13 protein-coding genes are annotated in these 17,040 nt (G+C 63.9%); 7 read left to right on the top strand and 6 right to left on the bottom strand.

Features of this window, described 5'->3' with window-relative positions; all coding sequences use genetic code 11:
- Positions 1 to 37: 37 nt before the first annotated feature.
- The gene (locus tag FEZ63_RS09630) at positions 38 to 655 is read right to left on the bottom strand and encodes an HAD family hydrolase (RefSeq protein WP_244622724.1); all 618 of its coding nucleotides are present in this window, start codon (positions 653 to 655) and stop codon (positions 38 to 40) included.
- A gap of 56 nt (positions 656 to 711) precedes the next feature.
- Positions 712 to 3,000: an NADP-dependent malic enzyme gene (locus FEZ63_RS09625; RefSeq protein WP_150943708.1), complete on the bottom strand. Its 2,289-nt coding sequence runs from the start codon at positions 2,998 to 3,000 to the stop codon at positions 712 to 714.
- A 152-nt stretch (positions 3,001 to 3,152) separates the two neighbouring features.
- Here FEZ63_RS09625 and mutS point away from each other — a divergent pair, with 152 nt between their 5' ends.
- The 3 genes from mutS to olsB all read left to right on the top strand — a co-directional run bounded on the left by mutS (position 3,153) and on the right by olsB (position 8,622).
- A complete protein-coding gene (mutS, locus tag FEZ63_RS09620; RefSeq protein ID WP_150943706.1) occupies positions 3,153 to 5,873 on the top strand; it encodes a DNA mismatch repair protein MutS in 2,721 nt (906 codons plus the stop codon).
- Between the two features lie 86 nt (positions 5,874 to 5,959).
- Entirely contained in the window at positions 5,960 to 7,498 is a 1,539-nt protein-coding gene (locus FEZ63_RS09615) for a YifB family Mg chelatase-like AAA ATPase (RefSeq protein WP_150943704.1), read from the top strand.
- Between the two features lie 257 nt (positions 7,499 to 7,755).
- Entirely contained in the window at positions 7,756 to 8,622 is an 867-nt protein-coding gene (gene olsB / locus FEZ63_RS09610) for a l-ornithine N(alpha)-acyltransferase (protein ID WP_244622748.1), read from the top strand.
- Here olsB and FEZ63_RS09605 read toward each other — a convergent pair.
- From FEZ63_RS09605 to FEZ63_RS09595, 3 genes are all read right to left on the bottom strand, one after another.
- Entirely contained in the window at positions 8,610 to 9,482 is an 873-nt protein-coding gene (locus FEZ63_RS09605) for an SDR family oxidoreductase (protein ID WP_150943700.1), read from the bottom strand. The genes olsB and FEZ63_RS09605 overlap by 13 nt on opposite strands.
- Complete coding sequence (gene queG, locus FEZ63_RS09600; RefSeq protein ID WP_420846273.1) at positions 9,479 to 10,540, bottom strand: tRNA epoxyqueuosine(34) reductase QueG; 1,062 nt, start codon at positions 10,538 to 10,540, stop codon at positions 9,479 to 9,481. The genes FEZ63_RS09605 and queG overlap by 4 nt, the downstream gene beginning before the upstream one ends.
- A gap of 83 nt (positions 10,541 to 10,623) precedes the next feature.
- A complete protein-coding gene (locus FEZ63_RS09595; RefSeq protein WP_150943698.1) occupies positions 10,624 to 11,316 on the bottom strand; it encodes a glutathione S-transferase family protein in 693 nt (230 codons plus the stop codon).
- Between the two features lie 176 nt (positions 11,317 to 11,492).
- Between FEZ63_RS09595 and FEZ63_RS09590 the strand changes: the two genes are divergently transcribed.
- Positions 11,493 to 12,290 carry an undecaprenyl-diphosphate phosphatase gene (locus FEZ63_RS09590; protein ID WP_150943695.1) on the top strand — a complete coding sequence of 266 codons (798 nt, stop codon included), beginning with the start codon at positions 11,493 to 11,495 and terminating at the stop codon, positions 12,288 to 12,290.
- A 3-nt stretch (positions 12,291 to 12,293) separates the two neighbouring features.
- Here FEZ63_RS09590 and nth read toward each other — a convergent pair whose 3' ends face one another.
- Positions 12,294 to 13,058: an endonuclease III gene (nth, locus tag FEZ63_RS09585; RefSeq protein ID WP_150943693.1), complete on the bottom strand. Its 765-nt coding sequence runs from the start codon at positions 13,056 to 13,058 to the stop codon at positions 12,294 to 12,296.
- A 35-nt stretch (positions 13,059 to 13,093) separates the two neighbouring features.
- Here nth and FEZ63_RS09580 point away from each other — a divergent pair, with 35 nt between their 5' ends.
- The 3 genes from FEZ63_RS09580 (at position 13,094) to dnaJ (ending at position 17,022) form a co-directional block, all read left to right on the top strand.
- Positions 13,094 to 13,588: a DUF2244 domain-containing protein gene (locus FEZ63_RS09580; RefSeq protein WP_150943691.1), complete on the top strand. Its 495-nt coding sequence runs from the start codon at positions 13,094 to 13,096 to the stop codon at positions 13,586 to 13,588.
- Positions 13,589 to 13,841: 253 nt separating this feature from the next.
- Positions 13,842 to 15,755: a molecular chaperone DnaK gene (dnaK, locus tag FEZ63_RS09575; RefSeq protein WP_150943689.1), complete on the top strand. Its 1,914-nt coding sequence runs from the start codon at positions 13,842 to 13,844 to the stop codon at positions 15,753 to 15,755.
- A 127-nt stretch (positions 15,756 to 15,882) separates the two neighbouring features.
- On the top strand, positions 15,883 to 17,022 hold the full coding sequence (gene dnaJ / locus FEZ63_RS09570) for a molecular chaperone DnaJ (protein ID WP_150943686.1): 1,140 nt from the start codon (positions 15,883 to 15,885) through the stop codon (positions 17,020 to 17,022).
- Positions 17,023 to 17,040: the final 18 nt, after the last annotated feature.

Here is a 17,040-nt window from a genome sequence, read left to right as displayed (position 1 = left end):
CCTGATCGCCCATGCGGTCGCCGAGAGCAAGCCGGCCTCAGGCCTTGATGCCGTAGCCGCGCAGTTCGGCTGCCAGGTCCATCGGCTCGACGAAGTGGATCGCATGCATGCCGACGGCCCGGGCGCCCTCTACATTGGCCTTCGAATCGTCGACGAAGACGCAATCACCGGCCTCCAGGCCGTAGCGGCTGAGGAGCAGGTTGTAGATTTCAGGCTCGGGCTTCAGAAGCTGCTCGTCGCCGGATACGATGATGCCGTCGAAGCCCGCGAGGAACGGGTAGCGCGCTTGCGAAATCTGGAATTTGGGGCCGGAGAAGTTCGTGATGCAATAATTCGGAATGCCGGCCCCGCGCAGCCGGCCGAGCAGCTCGACATTCACCTCGATGGTGCCCGACACGGTTTCTTCCCAGCGCTGATGGAAAGCCCGGATGGGACTCTCGTAAGCCGGAAAGTCCTTTGTCAGAAGCGCCACCGCCTCGTCCCAATCGCGCCCGCGATCCTGCTCGATGTTCCAGTGCGGCGTGCACACATCCGACAGGAACCACTCCATCTCGGCCTCGTCGGCAAAGATCTGGCGATACAGGTTGCGCGGGTCCCAGCGCAGCAGGACATTGCCGACGTCGAACACGACCGTAGTGGGATTTTGAGCAACCACGAACGTCCCCTGAATTATGTTACCGATCGTCGGATAACACCGATCAGCAGCCGGCACTATCCCCCGATATTGTAAGCTGCCAGCGCCGCCATATTGACGATGTCGGCATCGGTGGCACCCAGCGAAACGATCTGCACAGGCCGGTCGAGGCCCACCACCATAGGGCCAAGGACCATGGCGCCCCCAAGCTCCTGCAGCATCTTGGTCGAGATCGACGCGGAGTGAAATGCCGGCATCACCAGCACGTTGGCTGGTCCCGTGAGGCGGCTGAACGGATACTGCGCCATCAGCTCCCGGTTCAACGCCACATCGGCCGACATTTCGCCGTCATACTCGAAATCGAGCCGCATCCCGTCGAGAATCCGGACGGCTTCCTGGATTTTCTCCGCCCGCTCGGCCTTCGGTTGTCCGAAATTCGAAAAGGACAGGAGCGCGACGCGGGGCTCGTAGCCCAGGCGGCGCGCGACGCCTGCCGCTTCGATGGCGATCTCGGCCAATTCCTGAGCGGTCGGCAACTCGTGAATCGCCGTATCCGCCACAAGGACGGTCCGGCCGCGTGCAAGGCACAGGGAAAGGCCGATGACGCGATGACCCGGCTTCTCGTCGATCACATGCCGGACATCGTCGAGAACGGTCGAATAATTGCGGGTCGCGCCCGTCACCATGGCGTCGGCGTCTCCCAACGCCACCATGGACGCCGCAAAGTGGTTGCGGTCCTGATTGATCAGGCGCTGGCAATCGCGAAAGAGGAATCCCTTGCGTTGCAGGCGCTCGTACAAGAATTGCGCGTAGGTGCTGTTGCGATGCGACAGCCGGGCATTGTGAAGCTCGACGCCCTCGCGGCCTTCGAGCTCGATTCCGGCAGCCGTCGCCGTTTCCAGGATACGGTCCTCGCGCCCCACCAGAATGGCCCTGCCGAGGCCCTGGTTGACGAACGAGATCGCGGCGCGGATGACCTTTTCCTCTTCGCCTTCGGCGAACACGACCCGTTTCGGAAAGCGCCGCACGCGCTCGAAAATGCCGTTCAGCGTGCCTGCGACCGGGTCACGCCGCGCGGAGAGCTGGGCCTTGTAGGAGCGCATGTCCACGATCGGCCTGCGGGCAACGCCGCTATCCATCGCCGCCCGCGCGACCGCCGTCGGAATGGTGTGGATCAAGCGCGGATCGAACGGCACCGGGATGATGTATTCCCGGCCGAACCGGGGCCGGGAACCCTGATAGGCCGCCGCGACCTCGTCGGGCACGTCTTCGCGCGCCAGCGCCGCCAGCGCCTCGGCGGCCGCGATCTTCATCTCCATGTTGATGGTCGTCGCCTGCACGTCCAATGCGCCACGGAAGATGTAGGGAAAGCCCAGGACGTTGTTGACCTGGTTGGGGTAGTCGGACCGGCCCGTCGCGATGATGACGTCGTCGCGAACATGCGCGACTTCCTCGGGGGTGATTTCCGGATCAGGGTTCGCCATCGCGAAGATGATCGGGTTCGGCGCCATGGAGCGGATCATCTCGTCGGTGAACGCGCCCTTGGCGGACAGGCCGAACACCGCGTCGGCGCCGGCCATCGCCTCGGCAAGCGTGCGCGCGTTCGTCTCGGCGGCGTGGGCCGATTTCCACTGGTTCATGCCCTCTGTGCGGCCGCGATAGATCACGCCCTTGGTGTCGCACAGAACGACGTTGTTGGGCGCAAAGCCCATTGCTTTCAAAAGCTCCGTGCACGCAATGCCGGCAGAACCGGCCCCGTTCACGACCAGCTTCGTCTTGGCCATGTCGCGGTTGGTAAGATGCAGCGCATTGATGAGGCCCGCCGCCGCGATGATCGCGGTGCCGTGCTGATCGTCATGGAAGACGGGAATGTCCATGAGTTCGCGCAAGCGCTCTTCGATGATGAAGCATTCGGGAGCCTTGATGTCTTCGAGATTGATGCCGCCGAACGAAGGCCCAAGGTAACGCACCGAATTGATGAAGGCGTCCGGGTCTTCGGTGTCGATCTCGAGATCGATCGAATCCACATCTGCGAAACGCTTGAACAGGACGGCCTTGCCCTCCATCACCGGCTTTGCCGCAAGGGCACCGAGATTGCCGAGGCCGAGGATCGCCGTTCCGTTGGTAATGACCGCCACCATGTTGGAGCGGGTGGTGTAGTCGAAGGCAAGCGACGGATCGGCCGCGATTGCCAGCACGGGCACCGCTACGCCCGGCGAATAGGCGAGCGAGAGGTCGCGCTGCGTTGCCATCGGCTTCGTCGGCACGACTTCGAGCTTCCCCGGACGCCCCTGCGAATGGAACTGCAGCGCCTCCTGGTCGGTGAAGGTAGGGCGGTTGCGGCGAATCGGAGGGGTGTCGGTCATTGGCGATGCGACTTTATGGTTGGACGTTTCCGAAAGAGGGGCTGCGACATTAGGGCATTGACGAGCCAAACCTCAAGACTTGTCCACATCCCCGGCCCCCAAGGGCCAATCCCCGGATGAAAGACCCGGCCGGGTTTGCTAGGAAGGGCTTGATGTCATCGCAAGCCCTCTACCAACCCCCAGAGATCCCCGAATCCGATCCGGTCGCAATCAAAGCAGCGGCCATGGACACCCGCGTGACGCCGATGATGGCGCAATACGTGGAGATCAAGGCGGCCAATCCGGATTGCCTCCTGTTCTACCGGATGGGCGACTTCTACGAGCTTTTCTTCGACGACGCCGAGATCGCCAGCCGTGCCCTGGGGATCGTGCTGACGAAACGGGGCAAGCACCAGGGCCATGACATTCCCATGTGCGGCGTGCCGATCGATCGCGCCGACGATTACCTGCAACGCCTGATCGGCCTCGGCCATCGGGTCGCCGTCTGCGAGCAGATGGAGGATCCGGCGGAGGCGAAGAAGCGGGGTGCCAAATCCGTGGTTCGCCGCGACGTGGTCCGTCTCGTCACCCCCGGCACGATCACGGAGGAGCGCCTGCTCGATCCGGGCCGCCCCAACTTCTTCCTCGCCGTGGCGCGGCGCCGCGTCTCCGAGACCGAATGGCGCTACGGTTTGGCGGCCGTCGATATCTCGACCGGCCACTTCGCCCTGAGCGAAACCGATGGGCCCGGTCTCCCGGCTGAAATCGCCCGGTTCGAGCCGCGTGAAATCCTCCTGCCGGACAGCATTCAGGACGATGCCGAACTCGCCGCCTTCTGGCGCGAGACCCGCGCGTCGATCACACCGTTGTCGCGGGATGGTCTCGATCCGGCCTCCGCCGAACGCCGTCTCAAGGATTATTTCGGGGTTGCGACCCTCGATTCCTTCGGCTCGTTCGACCGCGCCGCGATCTCGGCCGCAGGCTCGGCTTTGTTCTACATCGAAAAGACGCAGATCGGCAGCCGCCCGGTTCTCAACCCGCCGACGCGCGGCCAATCCGGTTCGGCGCTTGCCATCGACGCGGCGACCCGCGCCAATCTGGAACTGACCCGAACCCTCTCGGGCGAGCGGGCCGGCAGCCTGCTGGCCGCCATCGACTGCACCGTAACACCGGGCGGCGCACGTCTGCTGGCCGAACGGCTGGCCGGGCCTCTCACCGGGGCCGACGCCATTCGCGACCGGCACGACGCGGTGAGCTTTCTGGTCGAAAACAATGTCCTTCGCGAGGGCGTCCGGCGGATTCTGAAGCGATCCCCGGATCTTGCACGTGCGCTCTCGCGCCTCGGTCTTGGACGCGGCGGTCCGCGCGATCTCGCCTGCGTACGCGACGGCCTGTTCGCGGCGCGCGACCTCGGCGCGCTTCTCGCGCAAACCGAACTTCCGCGGGAGTTCGCGGATGCCGCCGAAGTTCTGGGGGCCTTGCCTACGGCGATCGCCGACAGGTTGGCGGCAGCACTCGCCGATGAACTGCCGCTGCTCCGGCGCGATGGCGGATTCGTTCGGCCGAGTTACGACCCGAACCTCGACGAATTGCGCGAGCTGCAACAGGATTCCCGCCGTTTCATTGCCGCCCTGCAATCGCGCTACGCAACGGAAACCGGCTGCCGCACCTTGCGCGTGAAGCACAACCACATGATCGGCTATTACGTGGAAGTGCCGCAGAATGTCGGCGAGGATCTGCTGAAGGAGCCGTGGAAGGCGACGTTCGTTCATCGCCAGACGATGGCGGGCGCGATGCGGTTCTCCACCGTCGAACTGGGCGAGCTGGAATCGAAGATCGCCTCCGCGTCCGACCGCGCCTTACGCATCGAACTCGGATTGTTCGACACGATGGCAGGCGAACTCGTCGGGCTCTCGGCGGAGATCGCGTCCGGTGCCGAGGCGATGGCCGTGGTGGACGTCACAGCGGGCCTCGCCGAACTCGCCGTGCAGCTCGATTGGGTTCGCCCGATCATCGACGACGGCCTCGCCTTCGATATCAAGGGCGGGCGTCACCCCGTGGTCGAAGCGGCCCTCAAACGCGATGGCCAGTCGTTCATCGCGAACGATTCGAACCTGTCCGGCATCGATGGCGGGCACATCCTGCTCATCACCGGTCCCAACATGGGCGGCAAGTCGACTTATCTGCGCCAGAACGCGCTGATCGTGGTGCTGGCGCAAATGGGCGCGTTCGTACCAGCCAAACAGGCCCATATCGGCATCGTCGACCGGCTCTTCTCGCGCGTTGGCGCCGCCGACGATCTGGCACGCGGACGCTCGACCTTCATGGTCGAGATGGTCGAGACGGCTGCCATCCTCAATCAGGCAACGGCGCGCTCGCTGGTGATCCTCGACGAGATCGGTCGTGGCACCGCGACGTTTGACGGATTGTCGATCGCGTGGGCGGCCATCGAGCACTTACACGAGGCCAATCGCTGCCGGGCCCTGTTCGCGACCCACTTCCACGAATTGACCGCGCTGGCCGACCGGCTCGAGCGCATCGAGAACGCGACGCTCAAGGTGACCGAATGGAACAACGAGGTGGTGTTTCTCCACGAGGTCGTACCCGGCGCCGCCGATCGGTCGTATGGCCTTCAGGTGGCACGTCTTGCGGGATTGCCGCCAGCGGTCGTTGAGCGCGCGCGAACGATCCTGACCGAACTGGAGCGGACGGATCGGGAAAGTCCCAAGCAGGCGCTGCTCGATGACCTGCCGTTATTCGCAGTTCCGGTGCGCCCGCCATCGACCGCCGTAGAGCGGGATGCTTTGCGCGAGGCGCTGGGGGACATCGACCCGGATCAGATGACGCCGCGGGAGGCACTCGAAGCGCTCTACCGGCTGAAAAGCGAAGCCTGAGCCACCCTCGCATCCGGCAAAATGAAACACTATCGCATTTCACCCGCATTCGCTAAACACAGCGGAACTGACGGGAGAATGACGAGATGGTCATGCGGGTTTCAACTGTCGCCTTCGAGGGCATCGAAGCGCGGGCGGTCGACGTGCAGGTCCAGATCGCGCCCGGCAACGTCGCTTTCATGATTGTCGGCCTCGCCGACAAGGCGGTGGCCGAGTCCCGCGAGCGTGTCCGTTCGGCGCTGATCGCCTCCGGGCTCTCGCTGCCGGCAAAGCGCATCACCGTCAACCTCGCCCCCGCTGATCTGCCGAAGGAAGGCAGCCATTACGATCTTCCCATCGCACTCGGCGTCATGGCCGCCATGGGGGCAATTCCCGCCGATGCCCTCAGCGGCTTCACGGTTCTCGGAGAGCTTGCGCTCGATGGTTCGATCACGTCGGTCGCCGGGGTGCTGCCTGCCGCGATGGCGGCCAACGGGCGCGAACATGGACTCATCTGTCCCCATGCCTGCGGCTCGGAAGCCGCCTGGGCCTCAAGCGACCTCGAAATTCTGGCGCCCCGGACGCTGATCCAGCTCGCCAACCATTTCAAAGGCACGCAGGTGATGTCCCGCCCCGAGCCGGCGATCATGCAATCACCCGGCATGCTGCCCGACCTGCGCGATATCAAGGGCCAGGAAAGCGCCAAACGCACCCTGGAGATCGCCGCGGCAGGCGCCCACAACCTCCTGATGAGCGGGCCGCCAGGAGCCGGAAAATCGATGCTGGCGCAACGGCTTCCCTCGATTCTTCCGCCGTTGACGCCGCGCGAGCTCCTGGAGATATCCATGATTCAGTCGGTCGCGGGCCTGCTCGCCAACGGCGCCCTTTCAAGCCGCCGGCCCTTTCGGGCGCCGCACCATTCGGCCTCGATGGCGGCTTTGGTCGGCGGCGGCCTCAATGCCCGACCGGGAGAGGCGTCGCTGGCGCATAACGGCGTTCTGTTTCTCGACGAGATGCCGGAATTCCAGCCGCAGGTGCTCGATTCCCTGAGGCAGCCATTGGAAGCCGGGGAAATCCTTATCGCCCGCGCCAATCACCGGATCACTTACCCTGCGCGATTCCAGCTCGTGGCGGCGATGAATCCCTGCCGTTGCGGGCAGGCGACGGAACCGGGCTACGTGTGCCGCCGACAGCCGAACGAGCGCTGCATGGCGCAGTATCAGGCGCGGATGTCGGGGCCGTTGCTGGATCGGATCGATCTGTCCATCGAAGTGCCGGCCGTGACCGCGTCGGACCTCATCCTGCCGCCTCCAACGGAAGGCTCCGCGGAGGTCAAGGCGCGGGTTACCGCTGCCCGCGAGCGGCAGGCCCGGCGCTTCACCGCCCTCGGCCTTGCGGGTGTTTCCACGAACGCCGCCTGCCCGGCACCGGTGATCGAACAGATCGCGCAACCCGATTCCGACGGCACCGCGTTAATCCATGATGCCGCCAACGCAATGCGGCTTTCGGCGCGCGGCTTTCATCGCGTGCTCAAGGTGGCGCGGACGCTGGCCGATCTCGACGGAGACGACAAAGTGCGGCGCATCCATCTGGCGGAGGCTCTCTCCTACCGGGCGCAGGCGGATCGGCGACCAAACGCTGCGTGAAGCCGTGAAATGTGACAGAATTTGATCGAGAACCGGCAAGCCCCTCTTTGTCCACGGATTTCGTTGTCACAATACCGTTTAAGATGAGCCCTATGTCACGAAGCAAGGCGCAACATTCGCCCCGAAAAGGGGATCGTCCCCGAAAAGCGGATGCTCCCCGAAACGGCCCCCGGCCGAGCGAGGTTTTGATGATTCCCTCTCCGATTGCGCCTGCCAGCGGGCCGGAATACCAGCCCGCGATCACACGGCCCCGGAGCATGGGCGATCTGTTGCCAAGTCGAAACCGGACGGTGCGGGATCATGGCACGCTCAATCCGGTCCTCGGCCGCCTCGGTTCGCTCGAAGTGCGCCTCGCCACGACGACGCGCGACATCCGCCGCGCCCAGAGGCTCCGCTACAAGGTATTCTATGACGAGATGTCGGCCGCCCCGAACGGCGCCTCGATCCTGTCACGGCGTGACATCGACGATTTCGACCTGCTTTGCGATCACCTGCTGGTTCTCGATCATGACGTGAAAGCCAAACCTTTCCGGGCGGCAAAGCCGAAAGTGGTCGGGACCTACAGGCTGCTGCGGCAGGAAGTGGCCGACCGCAATTGGGGTTTCTACACGGCGGGCGAATACGATCTGGCGCCGATGATCCGCGCCCATCCAAATTTGCGTTTTCTGGAACTCGGCCGCTCCTGCGTCCTCAAGCCTTTCCGCAACAAGCGCACGGTCGAATTGCTCTGGCACGGCATCTGGGCCTACGTCCTGCACCATCGCATCGACGTCATGATCGGCTGCGCCAGCCTTGAGGGCACCGATCCGGGCAAGCTCTCCCTGCCGTTGAGCTTCCTCCACCATTTCGCCAGCGCCACCGGCGAGTGGGAAGCCTCGGCCTTGCCCGAATGCGGAACGGCGATGGATCTGCTTCCCAAGGAAATGGTCGACCAGAAGGCTGCGCTCCGCGCCTTGCCGCCGTTGATCAAGGGCTACCTGCGGCTTGGAGCGACATTCGGAAAGGGCGCTGTCGTCGACAGGCGTTTCGGCACCACCGACGTGCTCGTCATCCTGCCTGTCGCCAACATCAACCCGCGCTACATCGACCATTTCGGTCCGGGCGCGGACCGTCACGTCGCCTGATCGTATTCGCCGCTGGCGTAGAGCGCCTCAAGCCCTTCGCGGTAGGTCGGATAGCGAAGGCGGACGCCGAGTTCCTCGCGGATCAGACGGTTCGAGATGCGCTTGTTTTCCGCATAGAAGCTTTGCGACATCGGGCTGAGTTCGGCCCGCTCGAACGGAATGTCCGGCGGCACGGGAATGCCGGCGAGTTTTGCCGCGTAGGCAATGATGTCCTGTGGCGGCGCGGGCTCGTTATCCGACACGTTGTAGATCTCGGCCGAGCGCGGGCGCGCGATGGATGCGGCGAGTACGGCCGCAATATCATCCACGTGAATGCGGTTGGAAACCTGGCCGGGCTTGACGATACGCTGCGCCGTGCCGCGTGCGAGCGACACGAAGGCATTCCGACCCGGCCCGTAGATGCCGGCAAGGCGGAAGATCGCAACAGTCAGGCGCGACCGCGCGCCCAATTCGAGCCAGGAGCGTTCCGCCTCGACGCGTCGCGAGGATCGCCCGTTTCGAGGGTCGGGCGGCACCGTCTCGTCGACCCAGCCTCCGGCCTGATCGCCATAGACCCCCGTGGTCGAGAGATAGCCGAGCCATGCTTCGCGGCCCGCTTTTTCGATGAGGCCGGCGTATCGCGCATAGGTTGGATCAGCGCCGTCGGCCGGCGGGGTCGAGACGAGGATGGCGTCGGCGCGCCGGATTTCCTCGGTCACCATCGCCACGTCCTCGAACGTGCAGGCGGCGATGCCTTCCGCCCGCAGGCGCTCGGCCTTGGCGGCGTCCCGGACAGTCCCGGCGACGCGAGACCATTGCTGCGCCGGAGACCGGACAAGGGCTTGCGCCGTGTACCCGAAGCCGAAGACGAACAGGTTCATGAGGCAGTCTCGATAACGCGGTGAGAGGAAAGCGCCCGAGCCCATTCGGCCCGTACGTCGGCATCCTGTTCGTCGGCGAGGCGTCCATCGGCGTATGCGTCGACTTGCGCGGGACGCAATCGCGAGATCGCCCACACCGCCATGGCGCGGATCAGCGGCGAGGCATCGTCGAGCAGCCGTACGGCCTCGTCCGCCAGCTCGGCGCTCCCGGAATTGCCGATGGCGATCAGCACGTTGCGGACGAACCGGTCACGCCCCGTGCGCTTGATTGGCGTTCCGGCAAAGCGGGCCCGAAAAGCAGGATCATCGAGGCGGGCGAGGTCTGCCAGCGGCAAGGCCGCGAGATCGTCCCGCTGCATCAGGCGCACTTCGCGCCCCGCTTGGGCAAACTTGTTCCACGGGCAGACCGCAAGGCAATCGTCGCAGCCGAAAATCCGATTGCCGATGCCGGTGCGAAGCTCTGCCGGAATGTGGCCCTTGTGCTCGATGGTCAGGTAGGAAATGCAGCGCCGCGCATCCAGTTGATAGGGCGCCGGGAAGGCGTTGGTCGGGCAGATGTCGAGGCAGCGGCGGCAGGAGCCGCAATGGTCCGTCTCCGGCTCGTCGACCGGCAATTCGGCGGTGGTGAAGACCGCGCCGAGAAACAGCCAATTGCCGAACTCGCGCGACACGATGACCGTGTGCTTACCCTGCCAGCCGAGGCCCGCCGCTTCCGCAAGCGGCTTTTCCATCACCGGCGCGGTGTCGACGAAGACCTTGACGTCCGATCCGCCTTTGGCGGCCAGCATGCCGGCGGCCTCCTTCAGCTTGCCCTTGATGACGTCGTGATAATCCCGATTGCGGGCATAGACCGAGATCGAGGCGCGGTCCTTGTGGGCGAGGGTGGCGAGCGGGTCGGTGGCGGGCGCGTAGTTCAGGCCGAGCAGGATCACGCTGCGCACCTCGGGCCAGAGCGCCTGCGGATCGACCCGACGCTCGACCGTCTCCGCCATCCAGTCCATCGAGCCGTGATAGCCCTGCTCCAGCCATGCCTGAAGCCGCTCGGGCGCGAGCGGCATGGCGTCGGGACGGGTCACGCGCACGATGTCGAAGCCGAGAGCTTTCGCGCGCGCCACGAAAGCGCGCTTGAGGGCTTCGCCGGTCAGAAGTCGAGGTTCTCGTATTGCTCGGAGGGCGCCATCCCGGGGACCCGATCGGCCAGGAGCGTGCGGAAGGACGGCCTGGACTTGATCCGGGCGTACCAAAGCTTCGCTGTCTCGTTTTCTTCCCATGGCACGTCGCCGAGATAATCCACCACCGACAGGTGGGCCGCCGCCGCAAGGTCGGCATAGGTCAATTGGTCGCCTGCGAGCCAGTTTCGCGTCGCGATGAGGTATCCGATGTAATTGAGGTGATATCGCACATTGGCCCGCGCGGCGCGAATCGCCGACATGTCGGGCGCGCCGCCGCCGAGTTCCAGTGGCATGAAGCGCTTGTAGATCTTCTCGGTGGCGAGATAATCCGACACCTCCTCGTGGAACTTCACGAGAAACCAGTCGAGCAATCGCCGGACTTCGACCCGTTCGACCACTCCCTGGGGCAGGAAGCGTCGATCGGCCAGCACCGGGCCCCTCGTATCGTCCAGAAATTCGGCGATCACGCCCGCACCCGGCACCACGAGACCGCTGTCATCCACGAGCACCGGCAGGTTGCCGGCCGGATTGATTTCGAGAAACGGCACACGCCGCTCCCACGGCTTCTCCTCGACGAGCTCGGACTCGATACCGAACTCGCCCAGGAGAAGGCGTGCGAACCGCGATTGCGGACAAAAAGGATGCGAATGCAGGATGGCCATGAACGTCTCAGACGCGAAACAGGCGGCGAGAATAAGGCCGTGTTTCCTTAAGAGTTCGTAAGGACTTTTGGTGAATCACATGTCCCTGACGCAGGCGTGGAGCGCGTGGCGCGCAGTCGCCCTTGACAGCACGGTGGGCCCGCCCGCAAGTGGCGCCCGTCTGAGGATTTTCAACAATGTCGCAAATGTTCGAGGCGCTGTTTCTCGGCCTCGTGGAAGGCTTGACCGAATTCCTGCCGGTCTCGTCCACCGGCCACCTCCTGCTGATCGGTCACTTTCTCGGTTTCGAATCCAACGGTAAGACGTTCGAGGTGCTGATTCAGCTCGGCGCGATTCTTGCGATCCTGTCCGTGTATTTCGGTCGCTTGTGGAAGATCGCCAGGGCCCTTCCCTACGACCCAGACGCTCGCCGCTTCGTCATCGGCGTATTCGTGGCTTTCCTTCCGGCGGCGCTGATCGGCGCAGCGTTTCATAGTTTCATCAAGGAGGTGCTGTTCAATCCCTGGATCGTCTGCATGACCTTGATCGCCGGCGGCTTCGTCCTGATGATGGTGGACGCGATGCCTCTCAAGGCGACTCACACGGACGCCACGAAATTCCCGCTCGCGATGTATGTGAAGATCGGCTTCCTGCAATGCCTCGCCATGGTGCCGGGCGTCTCGCGCTCCGGGGCGACGATCGTCGGCGGCATGCTGCTCGGCGCCGACAAGCGCGCCGCCGCCGAATTCTCGTTCTTTCTTGCCATGCCGACCATGGCGGGCGCCTTCGCGTATGACCTGCTCAAGAACTACAGCATCCTCACGGCCGATGACGTGCAGATCATCGTCCTCGGCTTCATCGCGGCCTTCGTATCCGCGCTTTTCGTCGTCAGGACCCTGCTGGACTACGTATCCCGGCACGGCTTCACCCCGTTCGCCTGGTGGCGGATCATCGTCGGTGCGGCGGGCCTTGCCGGCCTCATCGTCTTCGGTTGAAGTCTAGCCGAGCGTCTTGTCCGGGTAGCGGCAGAGATCGCTGATCGGGCAGCGCCAGCATTCGGGCTTGCGCGCCTTGCAGATGTAACGGCCGTGCAGGATCAGCCAATGATGGGCGTGGAGCCGGAATTCCGACGGCACGCGGGCCTCCAGCGCCACCTGCGTTTCCAGCGGCGTCTTGGTGATGGCAAAGGGGATACGGTTCGTGACCCGGAAAATGTGGGTATCCACCGCGATCCGCGGGTTTCCGAACGCCACATTGACCACGACGCTGGCGGTCTTGCGCCCGACCCCCGGCAACGTCTCGAGAATTTCGACGCTATCGGGCACCTCGCCGCCGTATTCCTCGACCAGCCTTTTGGCGAGGGCGATCACGTTCTTGGCCTTGGTGTTGAAGAAATTCAGCGTCCTGATGTGCTGGCGCAGCCCCTCCTCGCCCAAAGCGAGCATCTTTTGCGGCGTGTCGGCGATGGCGAACAGGGGGCGGGTGGCCTTGTTGACGCCGACGTCCGTCGCCTGCGCGGAGAGCGCCACGGCGACCAGGAGCGTGTAGGGGTTGGTGTATTCCAACTCGCCCTTCGGTTCTGGGTCGGCATCGTGAAACCGCCGGAAAATTTCCACGAGGGTGTCGTGGTCCACCGGCTTCGGTGCGCGGATCGCCGCCGTCTTCGCGGCGCTTTTCGCGATCGCGCGGCTCGCGGCAAGGGGCGCGCTGGGCTCTGCAGACTTGCTGGGAACGCGGCGGGGTGACCGTTTGGGTTCAGGCATGAACGCGTTATAATCACCGCACGGGGACCCGCAAGATGATCCTGAACCCGTCGCATCCGTTGGACAGGCCGGTTTTCGCGGCCGAGATCCGGCCCCATCGGTCATTGGGACCGCAGGGTTTTCGTGTTCTCATGATGCTGCTCGGCATCGCCTCGATCATCGTCGGTCTTCCCTTCGTGGTCCTCGGATTCTGGCCGGTTCTCGGCTTCCTTTGCCTCGATCTTCTCGGCGTCTACGTGGCCTTCCGGGCGAGCTACCGGCAGGGACTGGCGTTTGAAATCCTCGAATTGACGCCGGTCAGGCTGCTGCTGCGCAAGGTCGATCCGCGCGGGGTCGGCCGGGAATGGTGCTTCAACCCGCTCTGGACGCGTCTTGATCGCCAGATCGACGAGGATTTCGGCCTGCAGCGCCTCGCCCTCAACTCCCGCGGCGAGGAGGTGGTGATTGCTCGGGATCTCTCACCGGAAGAGCGCGAAAGCTTCGCCGATGCCCTCGGGACGGCATTGGCGGAGGTCAAGCGCGGCCTGTAACGCCCGAAAAACTCTGAGATTTTCCAACAAAATTCGCCCACAAAGGTCGGCGGCATCCGGCAACACGCGGCCTTGCGGCGTAAATCGGGGCAAATGAGGCTTCAACATCGACTTGCGGCCTTCTCAAGCCCTTCTTATATCAGCGATTGCACTGGGGGCGCTCGTTCGGGCGTCTCCGACTATCATCAACGTTCAGCCATGGGCCGGGCCGCTTCGGGGCCCGGCGGTCTGCTTGAAAGTGAGGGATCCCGCCATGGGTAAAGTCATTGGTATCGACCTCGGCACCACCAATTCCTGCGTCGCCGTTATGGAAGGCTCGCAGCCCAAAGTGATTGAAAATGCGGAAGGCGCGCGGACGACCCCGTCCATCGTTGCTTTCACGGATGACGGCGAGCGTCTCGTCGGTCAGGCCGCCAAACGGCAGGCCGTGACCAACCCGGAACGCACGTTCTTCGCCATCAAGCGCCTCATCGGGCGCACCTTCGACGACCCCATGACCAAGAAGGACATGGATCTCGTTCCCTATAAGATCGTCAAAGGCCCGAACGGTGACGCGTGGGTCGAGGTCGACGGCAAGCAATATTCGCCCTCGCAGATTTCTGCCTTCACGGTGCAGAAGATGAAGGAGACGGCGGAGGCCTATCTCGGCCAGCCGGTCACCCAGGCGGTCATCACGGTTCCGGCCTATTTCAACGATGCCCAGCGGCAGGCGACCAAGGATGCCGGCAAGATTGCCGGTCTGGAGGTCCTGCGCATCATCAACGAGCCGACCGCGGCGGCCCTCGCCTACGGCCTCGATAAGAAGCAGCATGGCACCATCGCGGTCTACGACCTCGGCGGCGGCACCTTCGACGTGTCGATCCTCGAGATCGGCGACGGCGTCTTCGAGGTGAAGTCCACCAACGGCGACACCTTCCTGGGCGGCGAAGACTTCGACATGCGCCTCGTCGAATACCTCGCGGCCGAGTTCAAGAAGGAGCAGGGCATCGACCTGACCAAGGACAAGCTTGCCCTTCAGCGCCTCAAGGAAGCAGCCGAGAAGGCGAAGATCGAGCTGTCCTCGACCCAGCAGACCGAGATCAACCTGCCCTACATCACGGCGGATGCGACCGGTCCCAAGCACCTCGCGCTCAAGCTCTCGCGCGCCAAGTTCGAGTCCCTGGTGGACGATCTCGTCCAGAAGACCATCGAGCCGTGCAGGAAGGCGCTCAAGGATGCGGGCCTCTCGGCTGGCCAGATAGACGAGGTCGTTCTCGTCGGCGGCATGACCCGCATGCCCAAGATCCAGGAAGTCGTGAAGTCGTTCTTCGGCAAGGAGCCCCACAAGGGCGTCAACCCGGACGAAGTCGTGGCCATCGGCGCGGCAGTCCAGGCCGGCGTGCTTCAGGGCGATGTCAAGGACGTGCTGCTTCTCGACGTCACCCCGCTCTCGCTGGGCATCGAGACCCTGGGCGGTGTGTTCACGCGTCTGATCGAGCGCAACACGACGATCCCGACCAAGAAGAGCCAGGTGTTCTCGACCGCCGAAGACAACCAGAACGCGGTCACCATCCGGGTCTTCCAGGGTGAGCGCGAGATGGCGGCGGACAACAAGCTGCTCGGCCAGTTCGACCTCATGGGCATTCCGCCGGCCCCGCGCGGCATGCCGCAGGTCGAGGTGACCTTCGACATCGACGCGAACGGCATCGTCAACGTGACGGCGAAGGACAAGGCCACCAACAAGGAGCAGCAGATCCGCATCCAGGCCTCCGGCGGTCTCTCCGAAGCCGACATCGACAAGATGGTGAAGGACGCGGAAGCGAACGCCGCCGAGGACAAGAAGCGTCGCGAACTGGTGGAAGCCAAGAACCAGGGCGAGAGCCTTGTCCATGCGACCGAGAAGTCGCTCGCCGAATACGGCAGCAAGGTCTCGGAAGCCGACAAGCAAGGCATCGAGACCGCGATCGACGCTCTCAAGCAGGCGCTTGCCGGCGAGGATACAGAGGTCGTCAAGGCGCGCACGACCGATCTGATGCAGGCCTCCATGAAGTTGGGCGAGGCAATGTATCAGGCGACGCAGGGCGCCGAGGGGGGCGAAGAGGCTCCCGAGGCCGAGGCCAAGAAAGATGACGTCATCGATGCCGACTTCCAGGAAGTCGATGAAGATGACAAGAAGAAGCGCGCTTAATCCGGAAAACAACACAATCCCCGGGGCTTGCCCTGGGGATTGCTCATGAAAAGGGGCACCCTTATCTGATCATCGAGGCCGTCCTTTTCAGGCAGCCGCGGCGAGGTCGGCCAAGGGGCAAAATATAATGTCCAAACGCGATTTTTACGAAGTTCTCGGCGTTTCGAAGACCGTGACCGAGGGGGAACTGAAATCCACCTTCCGCAAGCTCGCGATGCAATTTCACCCCGACCGCAACCCGGGGAACCACGAAGCCGAGCTCAAGTTCAAGGAAATCAACGAGGCCTACCAGACGCTGTCCGATGGCCAGAAGCGTGCCGCCTATGATCGGTATGGACATGCCGCCTTCGCCAATGGCGGTGGCGCCGGCGGGCCGGGCTTCGGCAATGATTTCTCCGACTTCATGTCGGACATTTTTGAAAATTTCTTCGGCGAGACCCGGACGCGCGGCGGACGGAGCACCGGCGGCCGCGAACGTGGCGCCGATATGCGCTACAACCTTGAGATCACGCTCGAAGAGGCGTTTCTGGGCAAGACCGCCGAACTTAAGATCCCGACCTCGATCACCTGCGAATCCTGCTCCGGCAGCGGCGCAAAGGCCGGCTCGAAACCGAAGCAATGCCCGACCTGCGGCGGCGCGGGTCGCGTGCGGGCGACGCAAGGGTTCTTCTCGATCGAACGGACCTGCCCGAATTGTCATGGTCGTGGCGAGGTCATCGATGATCCGTGCGCCAATTGCGGAGGCGCGGGCCGCGTCACCCGCGAGCGCACCCTGTCGGTGAACATTCCGGCCGGTGTCGAGGAAGGCACCCGCATCCGCCTGGCTGGTGAAGGCGAGGCTGGCGCCCGCGGCGGTCCTGCCGGCGACCTTTATATTTTCCTGTCGATCAAGGCCCATCAGTTCTTCCAGCGCGATGGCGCGGACCTGTTCTGCAGGGTCCCGATCTCGATCGTGACGGCGGCGCTGGGCGGCGACTTGAGTGTGCCGACCATCGGCGGCGGCGATACGAGTCTGAAAATTCCCGAGGGAACCCAATCCGGCAAGCAATTCCGCCTCAAAGGCAAGGGCATGCCGGTGCTCCGCTCGCGCGACGTGGGCGACCTCTACATTCAGGTTGCGGTGGAAACGCCACAGAAGTTGTCGAAGCGACAGCGGGAGCTTTTGGCGGAGTTCGAACAGGAATCCTCGAAGGACAATCATCCCGAGAGCTCGGGCTTCTTTGCCAAGGTGCGCGAGTTCCTCGATGGCTTTAGTGGGCCAACTTAGCTTGACGGTCGTTTTCTT

Origin of the sequence: Microvirga brassicacearum (assembly GCF_008757455.1) — a bacterium.
In the GTDB taxonomy this organism is placed as follows: domain Bacteria; phylum Pseudomonadota; class Alphaproteobacteria; order Rhizobiales; family Beijerinckiaceae; genus Microvirga; species Microvirga brassicacearum.
The sequence above is the reverse complement of the archived record's forward strand: the minus strand, read 5'-3'. Positions and strand labels throughout refer to the sequence as shown.

Coding starts and splice junctions, on each gene's coding strand:
- FEZ63_RS09625 (WP_150943708.1), bottom strand. CDS start 3,000: ATGACCGACACCCCTCCGATTCGCCGCAACCGCCCTACCTTCACCGAC.
- mutS (WP_150943706.1), top strand. CDS start 3,153: ATGTCATCGCAAGCCCTCTACCAACCCCCAGAGATCCCCGAATCCGAT.
- FEZ63_RS09615 (WP_150943704.1), top strand. CDS start 5,960: ATGGTCATGCGGGTTTCAACTGTCGCCTTCGAGGGCATCGAAGCGCGG.
- olsB (WP_244622748.1), top strand. CDS start 7,756: ATGGGCGATCTGTTGCCAAGTCGAAACCGGACGGTGCGGGATCATGGC.
- FEZ63_RS09605 (WP_150943700.1), bottom strand. CDS start 9,482: ATGAACCTGTTCGTCTTCGGCTTCGGGTACACGGCGCAAGCCCTTGTC.
- queG (WP_420846273.1), bottom strand. CDS start 10,540: ATGCCGCTCGCGCCCGAGCGGCTTCAGGCATGGCTGGAGCAGGGCTAT.
- FEZ63_RS09595 (WP_150943698.1), bottom strand. CDS start 11,316: ATGGCCATCCTGCATTCGCATCCTTTTTGTCCGCAATCGCGGTTCGCA.
- FEZ63_RS09590 (WP_150943695.1), top strand. CDS start 11,493: ATGTCGCAAATGTTCGAGGCGCTGTTTCTCGGCCTCGTGGAAGGCTTG.
- nth (WP_150943693.1), bottom strand. CDS start 13,058: ATGCCTGAACCCAAACGGTCACCCCGCCGCGTTCCCAGCAAGTCTGCA.
- FEZ63_RS09580 (WP_150943691.1), top strand. CDS start 13,094: ATGATCCTGAACCCGTCGCATCCGTTGGACAGGCCGGTTTTCGCGGCC.
- dnaK (WP_150943689.1), top strand. CDS start 13,842: ATGGGTAAAGTCATTGGTATCGACCTCGGCACCACCAATTCCTGCGTC.
- dnaJ (WP_150943686.1), top strand. CDS start 15,883: ATGTCCAAACGCGATTTTTACGAAGTTCTCGGCGTTTCGAAGACCGTG.